The organism is Streptomyces sp. NBC_01260 (assembly GCF_036226405.1).
GTDB lineage: Bacteria > Actinomycetota > Actinomycetes > Streptomycetales > Streptomycetaceae > Streptomyces > Streptomyces laculatispora.
In genome coordinates this window covers 8,552,507-8,566,959 of record NZ_CP108464.1, presented here as the reverse complement: position 1 = coordinate 8,566,959, position 14,453 = coordinate 8,552,507, and the positions used below count along the sequence as shown (strand labels likewise).

The 14,453-nt window shown below is 69.7% G+C and carries 12 protein-coding genes and 1 pseudogene; 3 read left to right on the top strand and 10 right to left on the bottom strand.

The features are described from left to right. The first annotated feature begins 36 nt into the window (after positions 1 to 36). Both OG322_RS38190 and OG322_RS38185 read left to right on the top strand, forming a co-directional pair. Positions 37 to 216, top strand: coding sequence for a hypothetical protein (locus tag OG322_RS38190; protein ID WP_123465422.1), 180 nt, complete (start codon positions 37 to 39; stop codon positions 214 to 216). An 84-nt stretch (positions 217 to 300) separates the two neighbouring features. Continuing rightward, positions 301 to 492: pseudogene (locus tag OG322_RS38185) on the top strand (hypothetical protein); the annotation flags it as partial. Between the two features lie 51 nt (positions 493 to 543). Here OG322_RS38185 and OG322_RS38180 read toward each other — a convergent pair. Further along, positions 544 to 3,030: an ATP-dependent Clp protease ATP-binding subunit gene (locus OG322_RS38180; protein ID WP_124285922.1), complete on the bottom strand. Its 2,487-nt coding sequence runs from the start codon at positions 3,028 to 3,030 to the stop codon at positions 544 to 546. Positions 3,031 to 3,251: 221 nt separating this feature from the next. On the opposite strand from OG322_RS38180, the gene OG322_RS38175 reads away from it, so the two are divergent. Next, a complete protein-coding gene (locus tag OG322_RS38175) occupies positions 3,252 to 3,923 on the top strand; it encodes a hypothetical protein (protein WP_123465418.1) in 672 nt (223 codons plus the stop codon). An 88-nt stretch (positions 3,924 to 4,011) separates the two neighbouring features. Here OG322_RS38175 and OG322_RS38170 read toward each other — a convergent pair whose 3' ends face one another. From OG322_RS38170 to OG322_RS38130, 9 genes are all read right to left on the bottom strand, one after another. Then, positions 4,012 to 4,980 (bottom strand): PfkB family carbohydrate kinase, encoded by a 969-nt coding sequence (locus tag OG322_RS38170; protein WP_329307583.1) that lies wholly within the window; start codon positions 4,978 to 4,980, stop codon positions 4,012 to 4,014. Next, positions 4,977 to 5,966 (bottom strand): zinc-dependent alcohol dehydrogenase family protein, encoded by a 990-nt coding sequence (locus OG322_RS38165; RefSeq protein ID WP_123465413.1) that lies wholly within the window; start codon positions 5,964 to 5,966, stop codon positions 4,977 to 4,979. Before OG322_RS38165 ends, OG322_RS38170 begins: the two co-directional genes overlap by 4 nt. Continuing rightward, positions 5,963 to 6,862, bottom strand: coding sequence for a carbohydrate ABC transporter permease (locus OG322_RS38160; protein ID WP_123465411.1), 900 nt, complete (start codon positions 6,860 to 6,862; stop codon positions 5,963 to 5,965). The genes OG322_RS38165 and OG322_RS38160 overlap by 4 nt, the downstream gene beginning before the upstream one ends. Continuing rightward, positions 6,859 to 7,839: a carbohydrate ABC transporter permease gene (locus OG322_RS38155; RefSeq protein ID WP_206432437.1), complete on the bottom strand. Its 981-nt coding sequence runs from the start codon at positions 7,837 to 7,839 to the stop codon at positions 6,859 to 6,861. Before OG322_RS38155 ends, OG322_RS38160 begins: the two co-directional genes overlap by 4 nt. Continuing rightward, positions 7,836 to 9,200 (bottom strand): ABC transporter substrate-binding protein, encoded by a 1,365-nt coding sequence (locus OG322_RS38150; protein ID WP_123465409.1) that lies wholly within the window; start codon positions 9,198 to 9,200, stop codon positions 7,836 to 7,838. The genes OG322_RS38155 and OG322_RS38150 overlap by 4 nt, the downstream gene beginning before the upstream one ends. 151 nt (positions 9,201 to 9,351) lie before the next feature. Next, entirely contained in the window at positions 9,352 to 10,113 is a 762-nt protein-coding gene (locus tag OG322_RS38145) for a DeoR/GlpR family DNA-binding transcription regulator (RefSeq protein WP_123465407.1), read from the bottom strand. Positions 10,114 to 10,449: 336 nt separating this feature from the next. After that, positions 10,450 to 11,325: a glycosyltransferase family 2 protein gene (locus OG322_RS38140; protein WP_123465405.1), complete on the bottom strand. Its 876-nt coding sequence runs from the start codon at positions 11,323 to 11,325 to the stop codon at positions 10,450 to 10,452. Positions 11,326 to 11,534: 209 nt separating this feature from the next. Beyond that, a complete protein-coding gene (gene bla / locus OG322_RS38135; protein WP_329307582.1) occupies positions 11,535 to 12,473 on the bottom strand; it encodes a class A beta-lactamase in 939 nt (312 codons plus the stop codon). A 142-nt stretch (positions 12,474 to 12,615) separates the two neighbouring features. Further along, entirely contained in the window at positions 12,616 to 14,268 is a 1,653-nt protein-coding gene (locus tag OG322_RS38130) for a penicillin-binding transpeptidase domain-containing protein (protein ID WP_329307581.1), read from the bottom strand. Between the last annotated feature and the right edge of the window lie 185 nt (positions 14,269 to 14,453).

Genomic DNA, 14,453 nt, shown 5'->3' with positions numbered 1-14,453 from the left:
ACGGGGTTCACCCACTCGAGAACAGGAGTTCCACCGATGCTCGGAATAGTCGCAGCCGTCCTCTTCTTCATCGCTTTCCTGATCAACGCCGCCGACATCGCGACCAACGATGCCTTCTCCTCCGTGAACGTGATGCTGCTGGGCCTGACGGCCCTGGCATTGCACGTGGCCGGGATCGGCAACGGCTGGGGGGCCGGCAGGTCGCGCAGACGCTGATCTGCGCTCTGGGAGCGTCCCGGCGGCGCGTGAGCCGTCACGGCCCACGCGTCACCCTCGCCCCTGTCCCCCATCGCCCGGCATCGGCGGTCCCTCAACGGCTACCTCGCCATCCCCTACGACATCCCACGCGGCCGCGCTGCCGGCTACAGGCCGGAGATGGACCTTCGGTGCGCGCTCAGCGACTGCAGCACCTGGAGCGACCAGCCGATCATGAAGCACGTCAAGGTCACCGTCGTCGGCGCCCGTCAGGACGCGTTGCCGAGAACACCCTGACCGGACGCCACGTGCGCCGGAAAGCCTGAGAGCTGTCCCCCTGGACAGCCCTCAGGAGGCTTCGCCGCGGAGGGTGCAGTGGAGCGAGTTGTCCTTCACGTCGGCGACGATCGTGTCTCCGGGCTCGGCCTCGCCTCCGAGGAGCAGGGAGGCGATCCGGTTGTCGAGTTCCGTCTGGATCGTGCGGCGCAGTGGGCGGGCGCCGAACTCGGGCTGGTAGCCATGAGCGACCAGCAACTTCTTAGCCGCTTCGGTGACGTCCAGATTCATGCCCTGGGCATGGACACGGTGCTTGCTGCGGTCCAGGAGGTGCTCGACGATCTCCGACAGATCGTCCTCGGTAAGGCTGTGGAACACGATGATGTCGTCGATGCGGTTGAGGAACTCGGGCAGAAACCGTCCCCGCAGATCCCCCATCAGCTCGTCCTTGAGCTCGGCCGCGTCGCCCGTGTGGGCGAGGATGCGATGGGCGCCGATGTTGGACGTCATGATGACGACGCAGTGGCGGAAGTCGACCGTGCGTCCCTGTCCGTCCGTGAGGCGGCCGTCGTCGAGGATCTGGAGCAGCGTGTTGAAGATGTCGGGGTGCGCCTTCTCCACCTCGTCGAACAGCACCACGCTGTACGGGTGACGCCGGACCTTCTCGGTGAGCTGGCCGGCCTCGTCGTAGCCCACGTAGCCGGGAGGTGCGCCGACGAGCCGCGCGACCGTGTGCTTCTCCTGGAACTCGCTCATGTCGAACCGGATCATGAGGTCCTCGTTGCCGAAGAGCAGCTCCGCGAGCGTCTTGGCCAGCTCGGTCTTGCCCACGCCCGTGGGCCCGAGGAAGAGGAACGATCCGACGGGACGGTTCGGGTCCCCCATGCCCGCGCGGTTGCGGCGTACGGCCTCGGAGACCGCGGTGACCGCCTCGTCCTGGCCCACGATCCTGGCGTGCATCGCCGCTTCGAGCTTGAGGAGCTTCTCCTTCTCGTCGGCGGTGAGCTGGGAGACCGGGATGCCGGTCCGCCGGGCGACGATGTCCGCGATGTCGGCGGCGGTCACCGAGACGACGCCTTCGCGGCGTTCCTCGATTCCCGCCAGCTCGCCCTCCACCTCGTCGATCTGCTGCTTCAGCCCCGAGGCCCTCTCGAACTCCTCCCCGGCCACCGCCTGGTCCTTCTCGCGTCGCAGCTTCGCGAGGCGGTCCTCCCGGCTGACGACCTCGGTGGAGCGGCCGGCGCTCCGCAGCCGTACCCGGGCGCCGGCCTGGTCCATCAGGTCGATGGCCTTGTCGGGCAGGAACCGGTCGCTGATGTAGCGGTCGGACAGTTCCGCCGCTGCCGCCAGGGCCCCGTCGGCGAAGCGGACCTGGTGGTGGGCCTCGTAGGCGTCCCGCAGCCCCTCCAGGATCTGCACCGTCTCCTCGACGGTCGGCTCCGGGATCAGGACGGGTTGGAAACGACGCTCCAGGGCCGCGTCCTTCTCGATGTGCTTGCGGTACTCGTCGATCGTCGTCGCTCCCACCACGTGGAGCTCACCTCGTGCCAGTGCGGGCTTGAGCATGTTGCCCGCGTCCATGGAGCCCTCGCCCGTCGCACCCGCGCCGACGACCGTGTGCAGCTCGTCGATGAAGAGAATGATGTCGCCGCCGGCCGCCTGGACGTCCTCGATGACCTTCTTCAGGCGTTCCTCGAACTGTCCGCGGTACTGGGCTCCTGCCACCATGCCGGACAGGTCCAGGGAGACGACCCGCTTGTCCTTCAGCGTGTCGGGCACCTCGCCCGCCACGATGCGCTGGGCCAGCCCCTCCACGATGGCGGTCTTCCCGACGCCGGGTTCACCGATGAGCACAGGATTGTTCTTGGTGCGTCGCGAGAGGATCTCGACGGTCTGCTCGATCTCCTCGGACCGGCCGACCACCGGGTCGAGCCTGCCCGCCTTCGCCTCCTCGGTCAGGTCCCTGCCGAACTCGTCCAGGGCCGTGGCCGGCTGGTTCCCGGCGGTGGGGGCACCGTCCGCGCGCGGCGCCGGTTCCGTGAGGCCGCGCAGCTTCTGCACGTCCAGGTCGTCCGCGCGCATGAACCGGGCGGCGCCGGAGTCGGCGTCGTTGAGGAGCGCGCCGAGGATGTGCTCGGGTCCGATGTAGGACACCCCTGCCGCCTGCGAATGGGCGTAGGCGGTGGCGAGGGTACGTTTCGCCGCCGGGGTGAGCCCGGGTTCCGCGGACGGCTCGCCGGACTCCCGGGGAAGCACCTCGGCGATCTGGGCGGCAAGCGCGTCGGGGTCGATGCCGACCTGCGACACGAGTTTCCGCGCGGGCTCGACCTGAGTGGCCGCCCACAGGAGATGCTCGGTATCGAGGTCGGACGTCCCGTCCTCGGCCGCCCGGCGCGTGGCCAGATTGAGGAGTTCGTGCGACGACTCCGTCAGGAGCCGCCCGATCGGTACGCGCTGCACGGCGGGTGGCGAGGACGCGGGCGACATGCCGAAGAACCTGTTCAAGAGTTCACTGAACGGATCGGACGGACCGAAGGGTGAATCGAACGCCATCGACATGCCGGCTCCTGGTGTACATGGGGGTACCCTCCACTCAAACTCGATGCCGGGCACCTCGCAATCGGAGTGAGGCCGCCGCCGGGTTCGGTACGCGGCGGGGACCGGGCGATGAGAGGCAGCACACTCAGCCCTTGGCCCAGGCCGTGAGCCACCCGTCCTTACCACGGACGCGGCAACCCGACCACAGGAGCGCCTGACGTCCAAGCGGCCGGGAAGCGCCCATGCCCGACAATGGAACCGTGCTGGTCATGGATGCCGTCGTGGAGACCTATGACGCGGTGGACTTCGCTCTGTGGCCCACCGCTCCCCCACGTGCAGACCGCCTCCTGGCTCTCTCCGGCCGGATGTCACCGCCTGAAGTCGGCACGGCGATGGCGGTCCTGACCAGTTGCGGGCATGACGACGCCGACGACTCGGCCCCGGATTCCGAGGCCGGCGTGCGGCGTGTCCAAGACCTGCTGGGCGTCGATCTCGTCATAGCACCGGGTGGCATCCTCCTCCGGGACACTGCGGCCGACGTCGCGATCGCCCCGGGGTGCTGCTTCGGCCTGGAGAACTGGCGCGACTGGCTCGGCCTCATGGCCGGGGAAGAGATCTGGCTCGGCCATGGCACCGCCACGCACATCGAACACCTGGAATCGCTCGTCAGGCTGTGGCCCGACACGGCCCCACCGGCCAGGGCCCCCATCGAGCTTCCCCTGGCCGAACTGCCGGACCTCCTCCAATCCGTGCACGACAAGCTCAACGGATTCCTGGACCTCGCCGGACAATGGGCTGCCCGTTACGCACTCGCGTCGGCTCCCGCCCTGATCGCCAAGCTCGACGAAGACCTGGACATCGGTACGCCGCTGCCGACGAAGCGGGTACGGAACGCTTCGACTCCCACCCCGTAGCACGAACCGCTCTCGGTGCGGTTCGTCCCGGCGCGGGGGGGATGCGCCGGCTCCGGTACGGACCGGTCGCATCCCCCCGCCCGCTGCCTCAGACCGGCCGGCCGCCGCCCCCGCCGGCCTGCACCGGTGTGCCGTCGTACTGCGGCCGCGACGGCTCGGTCCCCGACTGCGCGACCACGGAGGCCGCCACCTGCGAGGCGAAGGTAAGCATCTCGGCTGCCCGGCCGCGCGACAGCCGGGCGGCGCCGCCGTCGCGGAATGCTCCGGCAACGGCCAGGCAGCTGAGCACCGCCGCCATGAACGCGTCGCCCGCGCCGATCGTGTTGACCACGTCGACCCGCACCGCGGGTACGGACACCCGCCCCAGGTCCCGGGTGAATGCCGTGCTGCCCGCGGGGCCACGGGTGAGCACCACCAAACGGTTCCCCGCGGCCAGGTGTGCGCAGGTCTCCTCGGGGGCCGCGCCCGGCCAGAGCGCGGCCACGTCCTCGTCGCTGACCTTGAGGACCCGGGCCAGTTCGCACAGCTCCCGCAGCCGGCGCACGGCGGAGCCGTTGTCGAGCGTGCGGTCCTCGCGCACGTTGGGGTCGACCACCAGCACGGAGTGCTCGGCCCCGGCGCGCGCGGTCGCGGCCACCGCCTCGGCGGCGGGCGGGACGACCGCGGCGAGCCCGCCCGCGTACACGGCGCCGAAGCGGCCCACGTCGGCCGTACGCTCCGGCAGCCGGAAGGTGGCTGTGTCCTGCAGATGGAAGTGGTAGCCGGTGCCATCGGGGCCCGGGTCGGCCACCGCGAGTGCGGTGGGCAGGTCCGAGCGTGCGCACAGGCCCAGTTCCGTACCCGCCGAGACCAGCCGCTCCTCGATCAGCCGGGCGAATCCGTCGCCGCCGAGCGCTCCCGCGAACCAGCTGGGCGTGCCCAGTCGGGCGAGTCCGGCGGCGACGTTGGCGGGGGCTCCGCCCGGCTGGGCCCGGTGCGTGCGCGGATCGTCCGCGCGGGGCACCAGGTCGATGAGCGCCTCGCCCATCACCAGGACGGCGTCGGGGCCACCGGTCACGGCTCGACCACGATCTTGCGGCCCAGCCCCGCCTTGAACCGCTCCAGTGCGTCGGGGTACTGCTCCAGCGGCAGCCGGTCGCTGATGAAGACCGCGGGGTCGATCACTCCCCCGGCGAACAGGGCGGCGGCGCGCTCGTAGCTGTGCAGCACGGCCATCGAGCCGGTGATCGTGATCTCCTGGTTGTAGATCCGGTATGGCTCGATGACGGCTTTCGTCGCGTAGTCGGCGACCCCGAACTGAAGGAACGTGCCGCCCTTGGCGACCCTGCCGAGCCCGTCCTGGATGGCGCCCGCGTTGCCGGTGGCGTCGACGACGACGTCCCAGCCCCGCAGCGTCTCCAGCTCGTCGGCCGAGGCGGCGGAGCGCGAGACGCCGAGCTTGACCGCTGTGGTCAGCCGGTCGGGGTTGACGTCCAGCACATCCACGGAGGCGGCGCCGGTCCGCTTGGCGAGCTCCAGCATCATCAGTCCCATGGTTCCGGAGCCGTAGATGAGCACCTGGGCTCCGAGCGTGGAGTTGAGCACGTCGTAGCCGCGCACCGCGCAGGACAGCGGTTCGATCAGCGCCGCGGTACGTACGTCGACATGGTCCGGGAGCTTCACACAGTTCGCCACCGGGGCGACGGCGAACTCGGCGGCCCCGCCGGGCTTGCTGACCCCGATCGCATTCCAGTTGTCGCAGAGGTTCCCGCGCCCGCTGCGGCAGTAGTGGCATTCGTGGCAATGCAGCGACGGATCGACAGCGACGTTGTCGCCGACGGCCAGCTCGGTCACCTCGGAGCCGGTCTCCACGATCTCGCCAGCGAACTCGTGGCCGGGGATGATCGGCAGCGCTGGGGCGAACTCGCCCTGCAGGATGTGGAGATCGGTGCCGCAGAGTCCGCAGGCCTTGACGGCGACGACCACGTCCCGGGGCCCCGGTGCGGGGTCGGGGACGGTCTCGACCGACACCTTGCCGATGGACTCGATGATCGCAGCCCTCATTTGACAGCTCCAAGAGAAAGGCCCTGGACGAGTTTGTCCTGAGCGGCGAAGCCGGCGGCGAGCACCGGCAGGGACACGACGACGGACGCGGCACACAGCTGGGCGAGGAACAGCCCCTGGCTGGTGACGAAGCTCGTCAGGAAGACCGGTGCGGTCTGGGCCGTCACCCCGGTCAGCACCCGGGCGAAGAGCAGCTCGTTCCAGCTGAAGATGAAGCAGATCAGCGAGGTGGCGGCGATACCGGGAGCGGCGACCGGCGCCACCACCCTGGCCAGCACCGTTGGCAGCCGGGCGCCGTCGACCTGCGCGGCCTCGATGATGGAGACCGGCACGTCAGCCAGGAAGGACTGCATCATCCATACCGCGATCGGCAGGTTCATCGATGTGTAGAGGATGACGAGAAACCAGATGTTGTCCAGCGTTGCGGTGTTCTTGGCGAACAGGTACACGGGCAGCAGACCCGCGACGACCGGCAGCATCTTCGTGGACAGGAAGAAGAACATCACGTCCGTCCACTTCTCCACCCGCTTGATGGAGAGCGCGTACGCGGCGGGCAGCGCCAGCACCAGGACGCAGAGCGTGGAGAAGACGGATGCGGTCGCGGAGTTGATCAGCGGAGGCCAGGGGCTCGCCCCGCCGTCGGCGCCGAAGAACACCCGGTAGCCGTCGAGTGTGAGGGACGCGCCGAGCGAGGGCGGGTTGGTCGCCGCGTCGGCCTCCGAGTGGAAGGAGGTAAGCAGCATCCAGAGCGCGGGTGTGCAGAAGACGATGCCGACGGTCCAGGCGACCAGGCCGAGGGCGGCGGAGCGGCGCCTGCCCCTGCGTGCCGCCCGGGCGTGGCCGCCGGCGTCCCGGGGTGCCGTCTCGGGGGTGTTCGGAGCGGTCAGGGTGCTCATGCGCGGCCCGCCTCCTCACTGAAGAGGGACGAGACCACGCGCAGGGCGAAGGTCGCGACGACGATGGTGCCGATCACCACGACCACGCCCGCGGCGGACGCCAGTCCGTATGCGTGAGCCTGGTAGAAGGTCTGATAGATCGTGTAGGGGAGGTTGGCCGTGCCGAGCCCGCCGGCGGTGATGGTGAACACCGCGTCGAAGTTCTGCACGATGTAGATCGAGCCGAGCAGTACGCCCAGCTCCAGATAGCGGCGCAGATGCGGCAGCGTCAGGTAGCAGAACATCTGCCAGGCGTTCGCGCCGTCGAGCCGGGCGGCCTCCATCTGCTCGGCGGACCGGCTCTGCAGCCCGGCGAGCAGAATGAGCATCATGAACGGGGTCCACTGCCAGACGAGGGCGGTCGCGACCGCGGCCAGCGGCATGTCGGAGATCCAGTCGGGCTGTCCGGGGCTGTCGACGCCGAACAGTCCGGTGAACCATGCCCAGGCCCCGTTCAGCAGGCCGTACTCGGGGTTGTACAGCACGTGCTTCCACATCAGCGCCGCCGAGACGGGTACCAACAGGAACGGCGTGATCAGCAGCGTGCGGACGAACCCGCGGCCGATGAACTCGCGGTCGAGCAGCAGGGCGAGAAGGAGTCCGAGCACGACGCTGACGATCACGACGCTCGCGGTGAGCAGGACCGTGGTGAACACCGAGTCGCGCAGACTCGGGTCGCTGAACACTTCCCCGTAGTTGGAGAAAGCGCTGAAGCTGCGCTCGTCGGGCGAGAGCGAGTTCCAGTCGAAGAACGAGATCACCACCGTTGCCACGAAAGGCAGTTGGGTCACGGCGATCAGGAATACCAGGGCGGGCAGCAGCGGGGCGCGGGTGGCCCAGGCACGCGCCCGGCCTGGAGCCTTTCGGGGGCTTCGGGGCACGGGGGCACCGGACACGTCGGCGGCGGGGAGTTGCGGGGTGGAGACCGAAGCACTCACTTCTGCTCCTTGCCGACCTTTTCGGCGAGCGCCTGCGAGGTCTTGAGCGCGTCGGCCACCGACTGGCGGCCGGCGATGGCGGAGCTGATCTCCTGCGAGACCTTGGTGCCCAGATCGGTGAACTCCGGGATGTCGACGAACTGGATGCCGACGGTCGGCCGCGGCTGGGTGCCGGGGTCGCGGGGGTTCGCGCTGGAGATGGCCTGCCGGGTGACGCTCGCGAACGCGGAGGCGTCCTTCAGGTAGTCCTGGTTGGAGTACGTCGACGCGCGCTTGCCGGCGGGCACGTCGGGCCAGCCGACCGTCTTGCCGACGAGGTTCTCGTACTCCTTGCCGGAGGCCCAGGAGATGAACTTCCATGCGCTGTCGGTCTTCTTGGAGGCCTTCTGCATGCCCCAGGCCCAGGTGTAGAGCCAGCCGGAGCTGTCCGTCTTCTCGACGGGCGCGGCCACGTAACCGACCTTGCCCTTGACCGGGGAGCCGGAGGCCTCCAGTGACCCGGCGCCCGCGGTGGCGTCGTACCACATGGCTGTCTTGCCCTGCGTCATGTTGTTGAGGCACTCGGCGTAGCCGGCCTGGGGCGCACCCGACTCGCCGTGCTTCCTGACCAGGTCGACGTAGAACTGGACGGCATTCTTGAACTCGGGTGAGTCGAGTTTCGCGTTCCAGTCCTTGTCGAACCAGGTGCCGCCCATGGTGTTGACGACGGTGGTCAGCGGAGCGATGACCTCGCCCCAGCCGGGCAGACCGCGCAGGCAGATGCCCTTCATACCGCTCTTGGCGCCGTCCGCCTGGGCCGCCAGATCGGCGACCTGCTGCCAGGTGGGCTTCGCCGGCATCTTCAGGTTCTTCTCGGCGAAGACGTCCTTGCGGTACATGAGGAAGGACGACTCGCCGTAGAACGGTTCGGCGTAGAGCTTGCCGTCCTCGGCGGTGAGGGATTCCTGCAGGGGTTTCAGGATGTCGCCCTGGTCGAATGCCTTGTCCTTGGAGGAGTACGCGTCGAGCGGGTGCAGCCAGCCGTTCTTCGCGTAGAACGGCACCTCGAAGTTGCTGATGGTGGCGACGTCGTACTGACCTGCCTGGTTGGAGAAGTCCTGGGTGATCTTGTCGCGTACGTCGTTCTCGGGCAGGACCGTGAAGTGGACCTCGATACCGGTCTCCTTCGTGAAGTTGTCCGCAGTGAGCTTCTGCAACTCGACCATCTGCGGGTTGTTCACCATGAGTACGTTGATCGAGTCGTTGCCGCCGGACGAGGTGCCGCCGCCTGCGCCGCTGCACCCGGCGAGCAGGGCCGTGAGGGCGGCTCCCGTACCCAGACGCACACTCAGCCTGCTTCGACGTTGCTGAAGGTGGGGCATGTGGTTCTCCTGATCACTCGTCATCGAGGATTTCTTGTAAGGGGCATGTCTGTCATCCCGGCTGACGGGCGGGGGTTCCGGGTAATCGGGACGAAGACTGCGGGGCGAGGGACTGCGGGCGTGCCGGCTGTGGTGCGTGCTGCGGGGTGTGTCAGGCGCGGATGACCTGCGGACCGAGACGGGAGTACCGCTGCGCCTCGGCGGAAGGCAGACCCGTGTCGGTGACGATGGACTCGAAGTCGGCGACCTCGGCGAAGCGGCAGAAGCTCACGGCGCCGAACTTGGTGTGGATACCGGCGAAGACCCGGCGGCGGGCGCTGCGCATGGCCTGGGCCTTCACTTCGCTCACGGCCGGATCGGGCGTGGTCAGGCCGAATTCACGGGAGATCCCGTTCGCCCCGACGTACGCCAGGTCGATGACGAATCCGGCGAGCATCCGGGTCGTCCAGTGGTCGACCGTGGCCATCGTGGAACCGCGCAGCCTGCCCCCGAGCAGCAGCACGGTGGTCTTCTCCGCGTCGGCGAGCACGGTCGCCACGGCGAGGGACGCGGTGACCACGGTCAGGGGCCGGTCCCTGGGCAGTACCTCGGCGACGAGCATGGGCGTGTAACCCTCGTCGACGAATACCGTCTCCGCGTCACCGAGGAGGTCGGCCGCGGCCGCCGCGATCCTGGACTTCTGGGGAACGAGCCGGCTGGTACGTGCGGCCAGCGTCGTCTCGAAGCCCGCGCTCTCCACCGGATAGGCGCCGCCGTGGGTACGGCGTACGAGACCGTGCTCCTCCAGGATGTGCAGATCACGCCGGACGGTCTCCTTGGCCACCCGAAGCGTCCCGGCCAGTGCGGTCACTTCCACCGACCCGTCGCGTCGGGCAATCATGAGGATCTCTCGTCGGCGCTCGTCGGTGTCCACGACACACTTCCCTGCGTTCGCTGCGACTCAGGCCCCGTTCGGGCTCATGAGTCGTTTGTACAAGCAAGGCACCCACGGCGACCAGGCTCTTCACAGCTTCGCCTGTGCCCGTTCGTGCCCGTTTCGCCGAGGCCGTACGGGCTGGTCAAGCCGCACGAACCGGTTGCCCGCCCCCGGGCCGCTGCCCGAACGAGGCCGCGGCCGCGCCCGAACGGCGCCCGCGGCGGTCGGCGGTCTCCTGTCAGGAGCCCGAGCCACTGCCCGTTTCCCTCAGGGGGCGCAGCGCTTCACATGCGGGCGAGGCGCCCGCCCGCCCCACTGCCGGTGCGGTGGCCGTCAGAGGATCGGAGGGCGTCCCAGCCGCGTCATACGCCACACGGTGCGCCACTTCATCGGTCCGCGCGGGCCGCACGGTGTCCGCAGCCCCTCGGCGAAACCGCCCCACCAGGCCTTCAGGCCGGCCGACGACCGCATCCGCGCCATGGCGAGGAGGATCCACACGCCGAGGTAGACGGGGATCAGCGGGATCGGGAGGCGTCGGCGGGCCAGCCACACGCGGTTGCGGGCCGTGAACCGGTAGTGGGCCGCGTGCCGGGCCGGAGACGTCCTCGGATGCTGGAGAACGAGCTCGGGTTCGTACAGGATCTTCCAGCCCCCGTCGAGCGCACGCCAGGCGAGGTCGGACTCCTCGTGCCCGAAGAAGAACTCCGCCGGCCACAGACCGATCCCGTTGAGCATGGGCATCGAGAGGGCGTGTCCGCCCCCGAGGAAGGCGGTCACCGGACCACGCCGCATCGGATCGTCGGCGCGCAGCCTGGGCACCCAGCGACGCTCCGTGAGCCCGTTCTCATCCGCGACCCGGAACCCGGCGATGCCGAGCTCGGGGTCGTTCGCGAACAGTTGCTGGACCCGGCGGAACACGTCGTCGGCGATGAGCAGGCCGTCGTCGTCCAGTTCGACGACGACATCCACCTCGCCCGACTCGCTCAGCATCCTCAGTCCGACGTTGCGGCCACCGGGGCAGCCCAGATTCTCCCCCAGCGGGATCTTGGTCACGTCCGCCGTGATGTCGGTGAGCGGCGTCGCGTTGCCGACCAGGACCACTCTCGCCGCCGGCACGTCCTGCTTCTCCACCGAGGCGAGCAGGGCATCCAGCTCCTTCGGGCGAGTGCCCATCGTGACGATCACAACTCCGAGGCGCGGCAGTGGCATAGCGGTTGGCTCCAGCAGTCGGCGAAGGTGCTGATGTTAGTGCCGTGCCGGGCAGCGCACTCCCCCGTTGATCAGGCGTCGCCGACGGCCGGTGCGGCAAGGTCCTTCGGATCGAGAGCCTCGCCGCGCCTGCCCTGACGGACACCGGCCGGCCGGTACCGCACGACCGCCTCGGCCGGTCGCCGGGAATCACTGATCCTTGGGCTCGCCTACGCGATTGCGCCGAGGGCGACTTTCGCGGCTCGGGCGATGAGGGCGTCGTCGCGTTCGGCGTCCTTGGTGTCGCGGCGGGAGAGTACGGCCAGCGCGATCGGAGCGGCGCCGGGTGGCCAGACGATGGCGATGTCGTTCCGTGTGCCGTAGCCGCCCGTGCCGGTCTTGTCGCCGACCTGCCACGTGTCGGGAGCGCCCGCGCGGATGGTGTTGTCGCCGGTGGTGTTGCGCCTGAGCCAGTCGGTCAGCACGGCCCGCTTGTCCGCGGGAAGTGTGGTGCCGAGGACGTACGCGCGCAGGTCGGTGGCGAGGGCGCGGGGTGTGCTGGTGTCGCGGAGGTCGCCGGGGGTGGCAGCGCTGAGCGCGGTTTCGTAGCGGTCGCAGCGGGTGACGTTGTCACCGAGCGCGCGAAGGGCGTCCTGCAGGGCCCTGGGGGAACCGAGTTCGTGGAAGAGGAGGTTGGCCGCGGCGTTGTCGCTGTAGCGGATGGCGGCGTCGCACAGCTCACGCAGCGTCAGTCCGGTGGCGACGTGCTGCTCGGTGATCGGCGAGGCGCTGACGAGATCGTCGCGCCCGTAGCGCACGAGCCGGTCCATCTGCCGGAGCGAGTTCTTGTCCAGTACCGCGCCTGCGAGCAGTGCCTTGCAGGTGGAGGCGTAGGCGAAACGCTCGTCGGGCCGGTGGGTGACGGTCCGGCCGCTGCCCGTGTCGAGCGCGTAGACGCCGAGCCGCGCGTCGAACTTCCGCTCCAGCGCGCGGAAGGCCTGTTCGGTACGAGGGTCGGCCGGGGGCGGCGCGGAGGACTTGGAGGCGGCGGGGATCGGCCCGGAAGAGGCGGGTGGGGCACCATCCGGGCCGGTTGCGCATCCGGCGAGGGGCAGGGCGGCAAGCCCGGCCAGTACGGCACGACGGGACACGGGAGTTCGAGTGTGCATGGCACGGACTTTCTGTTCTGAGGGGCGCGTCTTCCCCGGCCGGGGGCTGAAGCGCGTGATGACGGATGCGGCGTGCCGACGACGCGCGGCGGGCCGGCCCGGCGCGGCTGCGGTGGGGGCGGGCCCGAGCGGCACCGTCCGCTCAGCGGGCCAGATTGCCCAGGAACCGCGCTGCGACCGGTCCGGCGTCGGCTCCGCCGGAGCCCCCGTCCTCCAGGAGCACCGCCCAGGCGAGGTCGGAGTCGCCCTGGTAGCCGATCATCCAGGCGTGCGTGCTCGGCGGCGTGGCGGTGCCGAATTCCGCTGTTCCGGTCTTCGCGTGCGGCCGGCCGGGCAGATCCTTCAACGCGTGGGCGGAACCCGAGGTCACGGTGGCGCGCATCAGCTCCTGGAGCTGACGGGCGACCTCGGCGTCCAGCGCCGTCGGGGCAGTGAACTTCTTCTTCACCGCGTCCGGCACCAGCAGCGGCTGTTTGAATGCTCCGTTCTTGACGGTGGCCGCGATGGACGCCATCACCAACGGTGATGTCTGAACGCGTGCTTGCCCGATGGTCGCGGCGGCCTTGTCGTTGTCGCTCGTCGTGGCGGGGACACTGCCGTCGTAGGTGGTCGTTCCCACGTCCCAGCTGCCCCCGATCCCGAACGCCCGGGCCGTGTCGCGCAGGTCGGTGCCGGAGAGCCGGCTGCGGGCGTTGACGAAGTAGGTGTTGCAGGACTGGGCGAAGACATCGGTGAAGGTCGAGCCCGCCGGAAGTTCGAACTGGCCCTGGTTCTCGAAGCGCTGGCCGTTGACGCGTGCGAACTTGGGGCACGCCGCGGCGTCCGAGGGCCGGGTGCCGCCCTTCAGGAGAGCCGCCGTGGTGACGACCTTGAAGGTGGAACCGGGCGGGTAACGTCCTTCGAGTGCGCGGTTGAGGCCGCCGGGCCGGTTGACGGCGGCGAGTATGTGGCCGTCGCGCGGGTCGATCGCGACGACGGCCGCGTTGTCGTCGACCCCGGTCACGGCGTCGGCTGCCGCCTTCTGGATGCGGGGGTCGATGGTCGTGCGCACCGGGCGGCCCTCGGCCGGCGGGGTCGCGGTGAGGCTCTTGAGAGCGCGCCCGCTCTGCCGGTCCGCGACCACCAGGGACTTGGCCGCCCTACCGCCCCCGGAGAGCATTTCGTCGTAGCGGGCCTCAAGACCGGATGCGCCCTTGCCGCTGACCGGGTCGACGGTGCCGACGAGGGAGTCGGCGCGGAGCGGGTCGCCGTTCTTGTCGAGGACCTTCGCCCGGCCGCCGCCACTCTTGAGCGCCAGAGTCTGCCCCGGTCTCAGCTCCGGATGGATCATCGGCGAGGCGAACTCGACCTTCCACACCCCCGACGTACGGAGCACCTTGGCCCGGGAACTCCAGGTGACGTCCCCCGCCCCCGGAACCGTCATGGCCACGGAGAAGGGGAAGTGCACCTCGCCGTCGTCCTTCTGCCTGCCGTCGCCGGGGGCGATGGTGGTTGCGGAGGGCTTGAGGTTGGTCAGCACCGAGGTGAGGAGCGAGGCGGCGTTGTCGGGGGTGTCGGTGTAGCCGGCCGCCTTCCGGGCATCGTGCGCGGCCCACGCGGCAAGGAATGCCGTGAGCGGCTTCTGGGCGGCTGTCACTTGCGGATCCGGTTCCTTCGAAGCACCGCCCCGGAGGCCGAAGGCGGCATACCCGCCTCCCGCGAGCAGAACAAGGGCCACGAGGATGCCGAGCAGCCGCCGGTCGCCGCGCCACCGCCCGTACCGCGTGTGACTGTTGCGGCTGTCTGCTCGCGTCATGGTGCGCTCCGTTCTGAGTCCGGCCCGGTCGGCCCGCCGGAGACGGCCCCCGGCATCGGCGGGGCGTCTTTGCCGGTGGCAACCGGCCATGGCCCGCCGAAGCCGGTACGACCTGCCGAGCGGTGCGGCCTGCCCCTGTCCGGGAGTCAAGTCCGCCACCAGGCCGTATGTCGAATATGATCTCG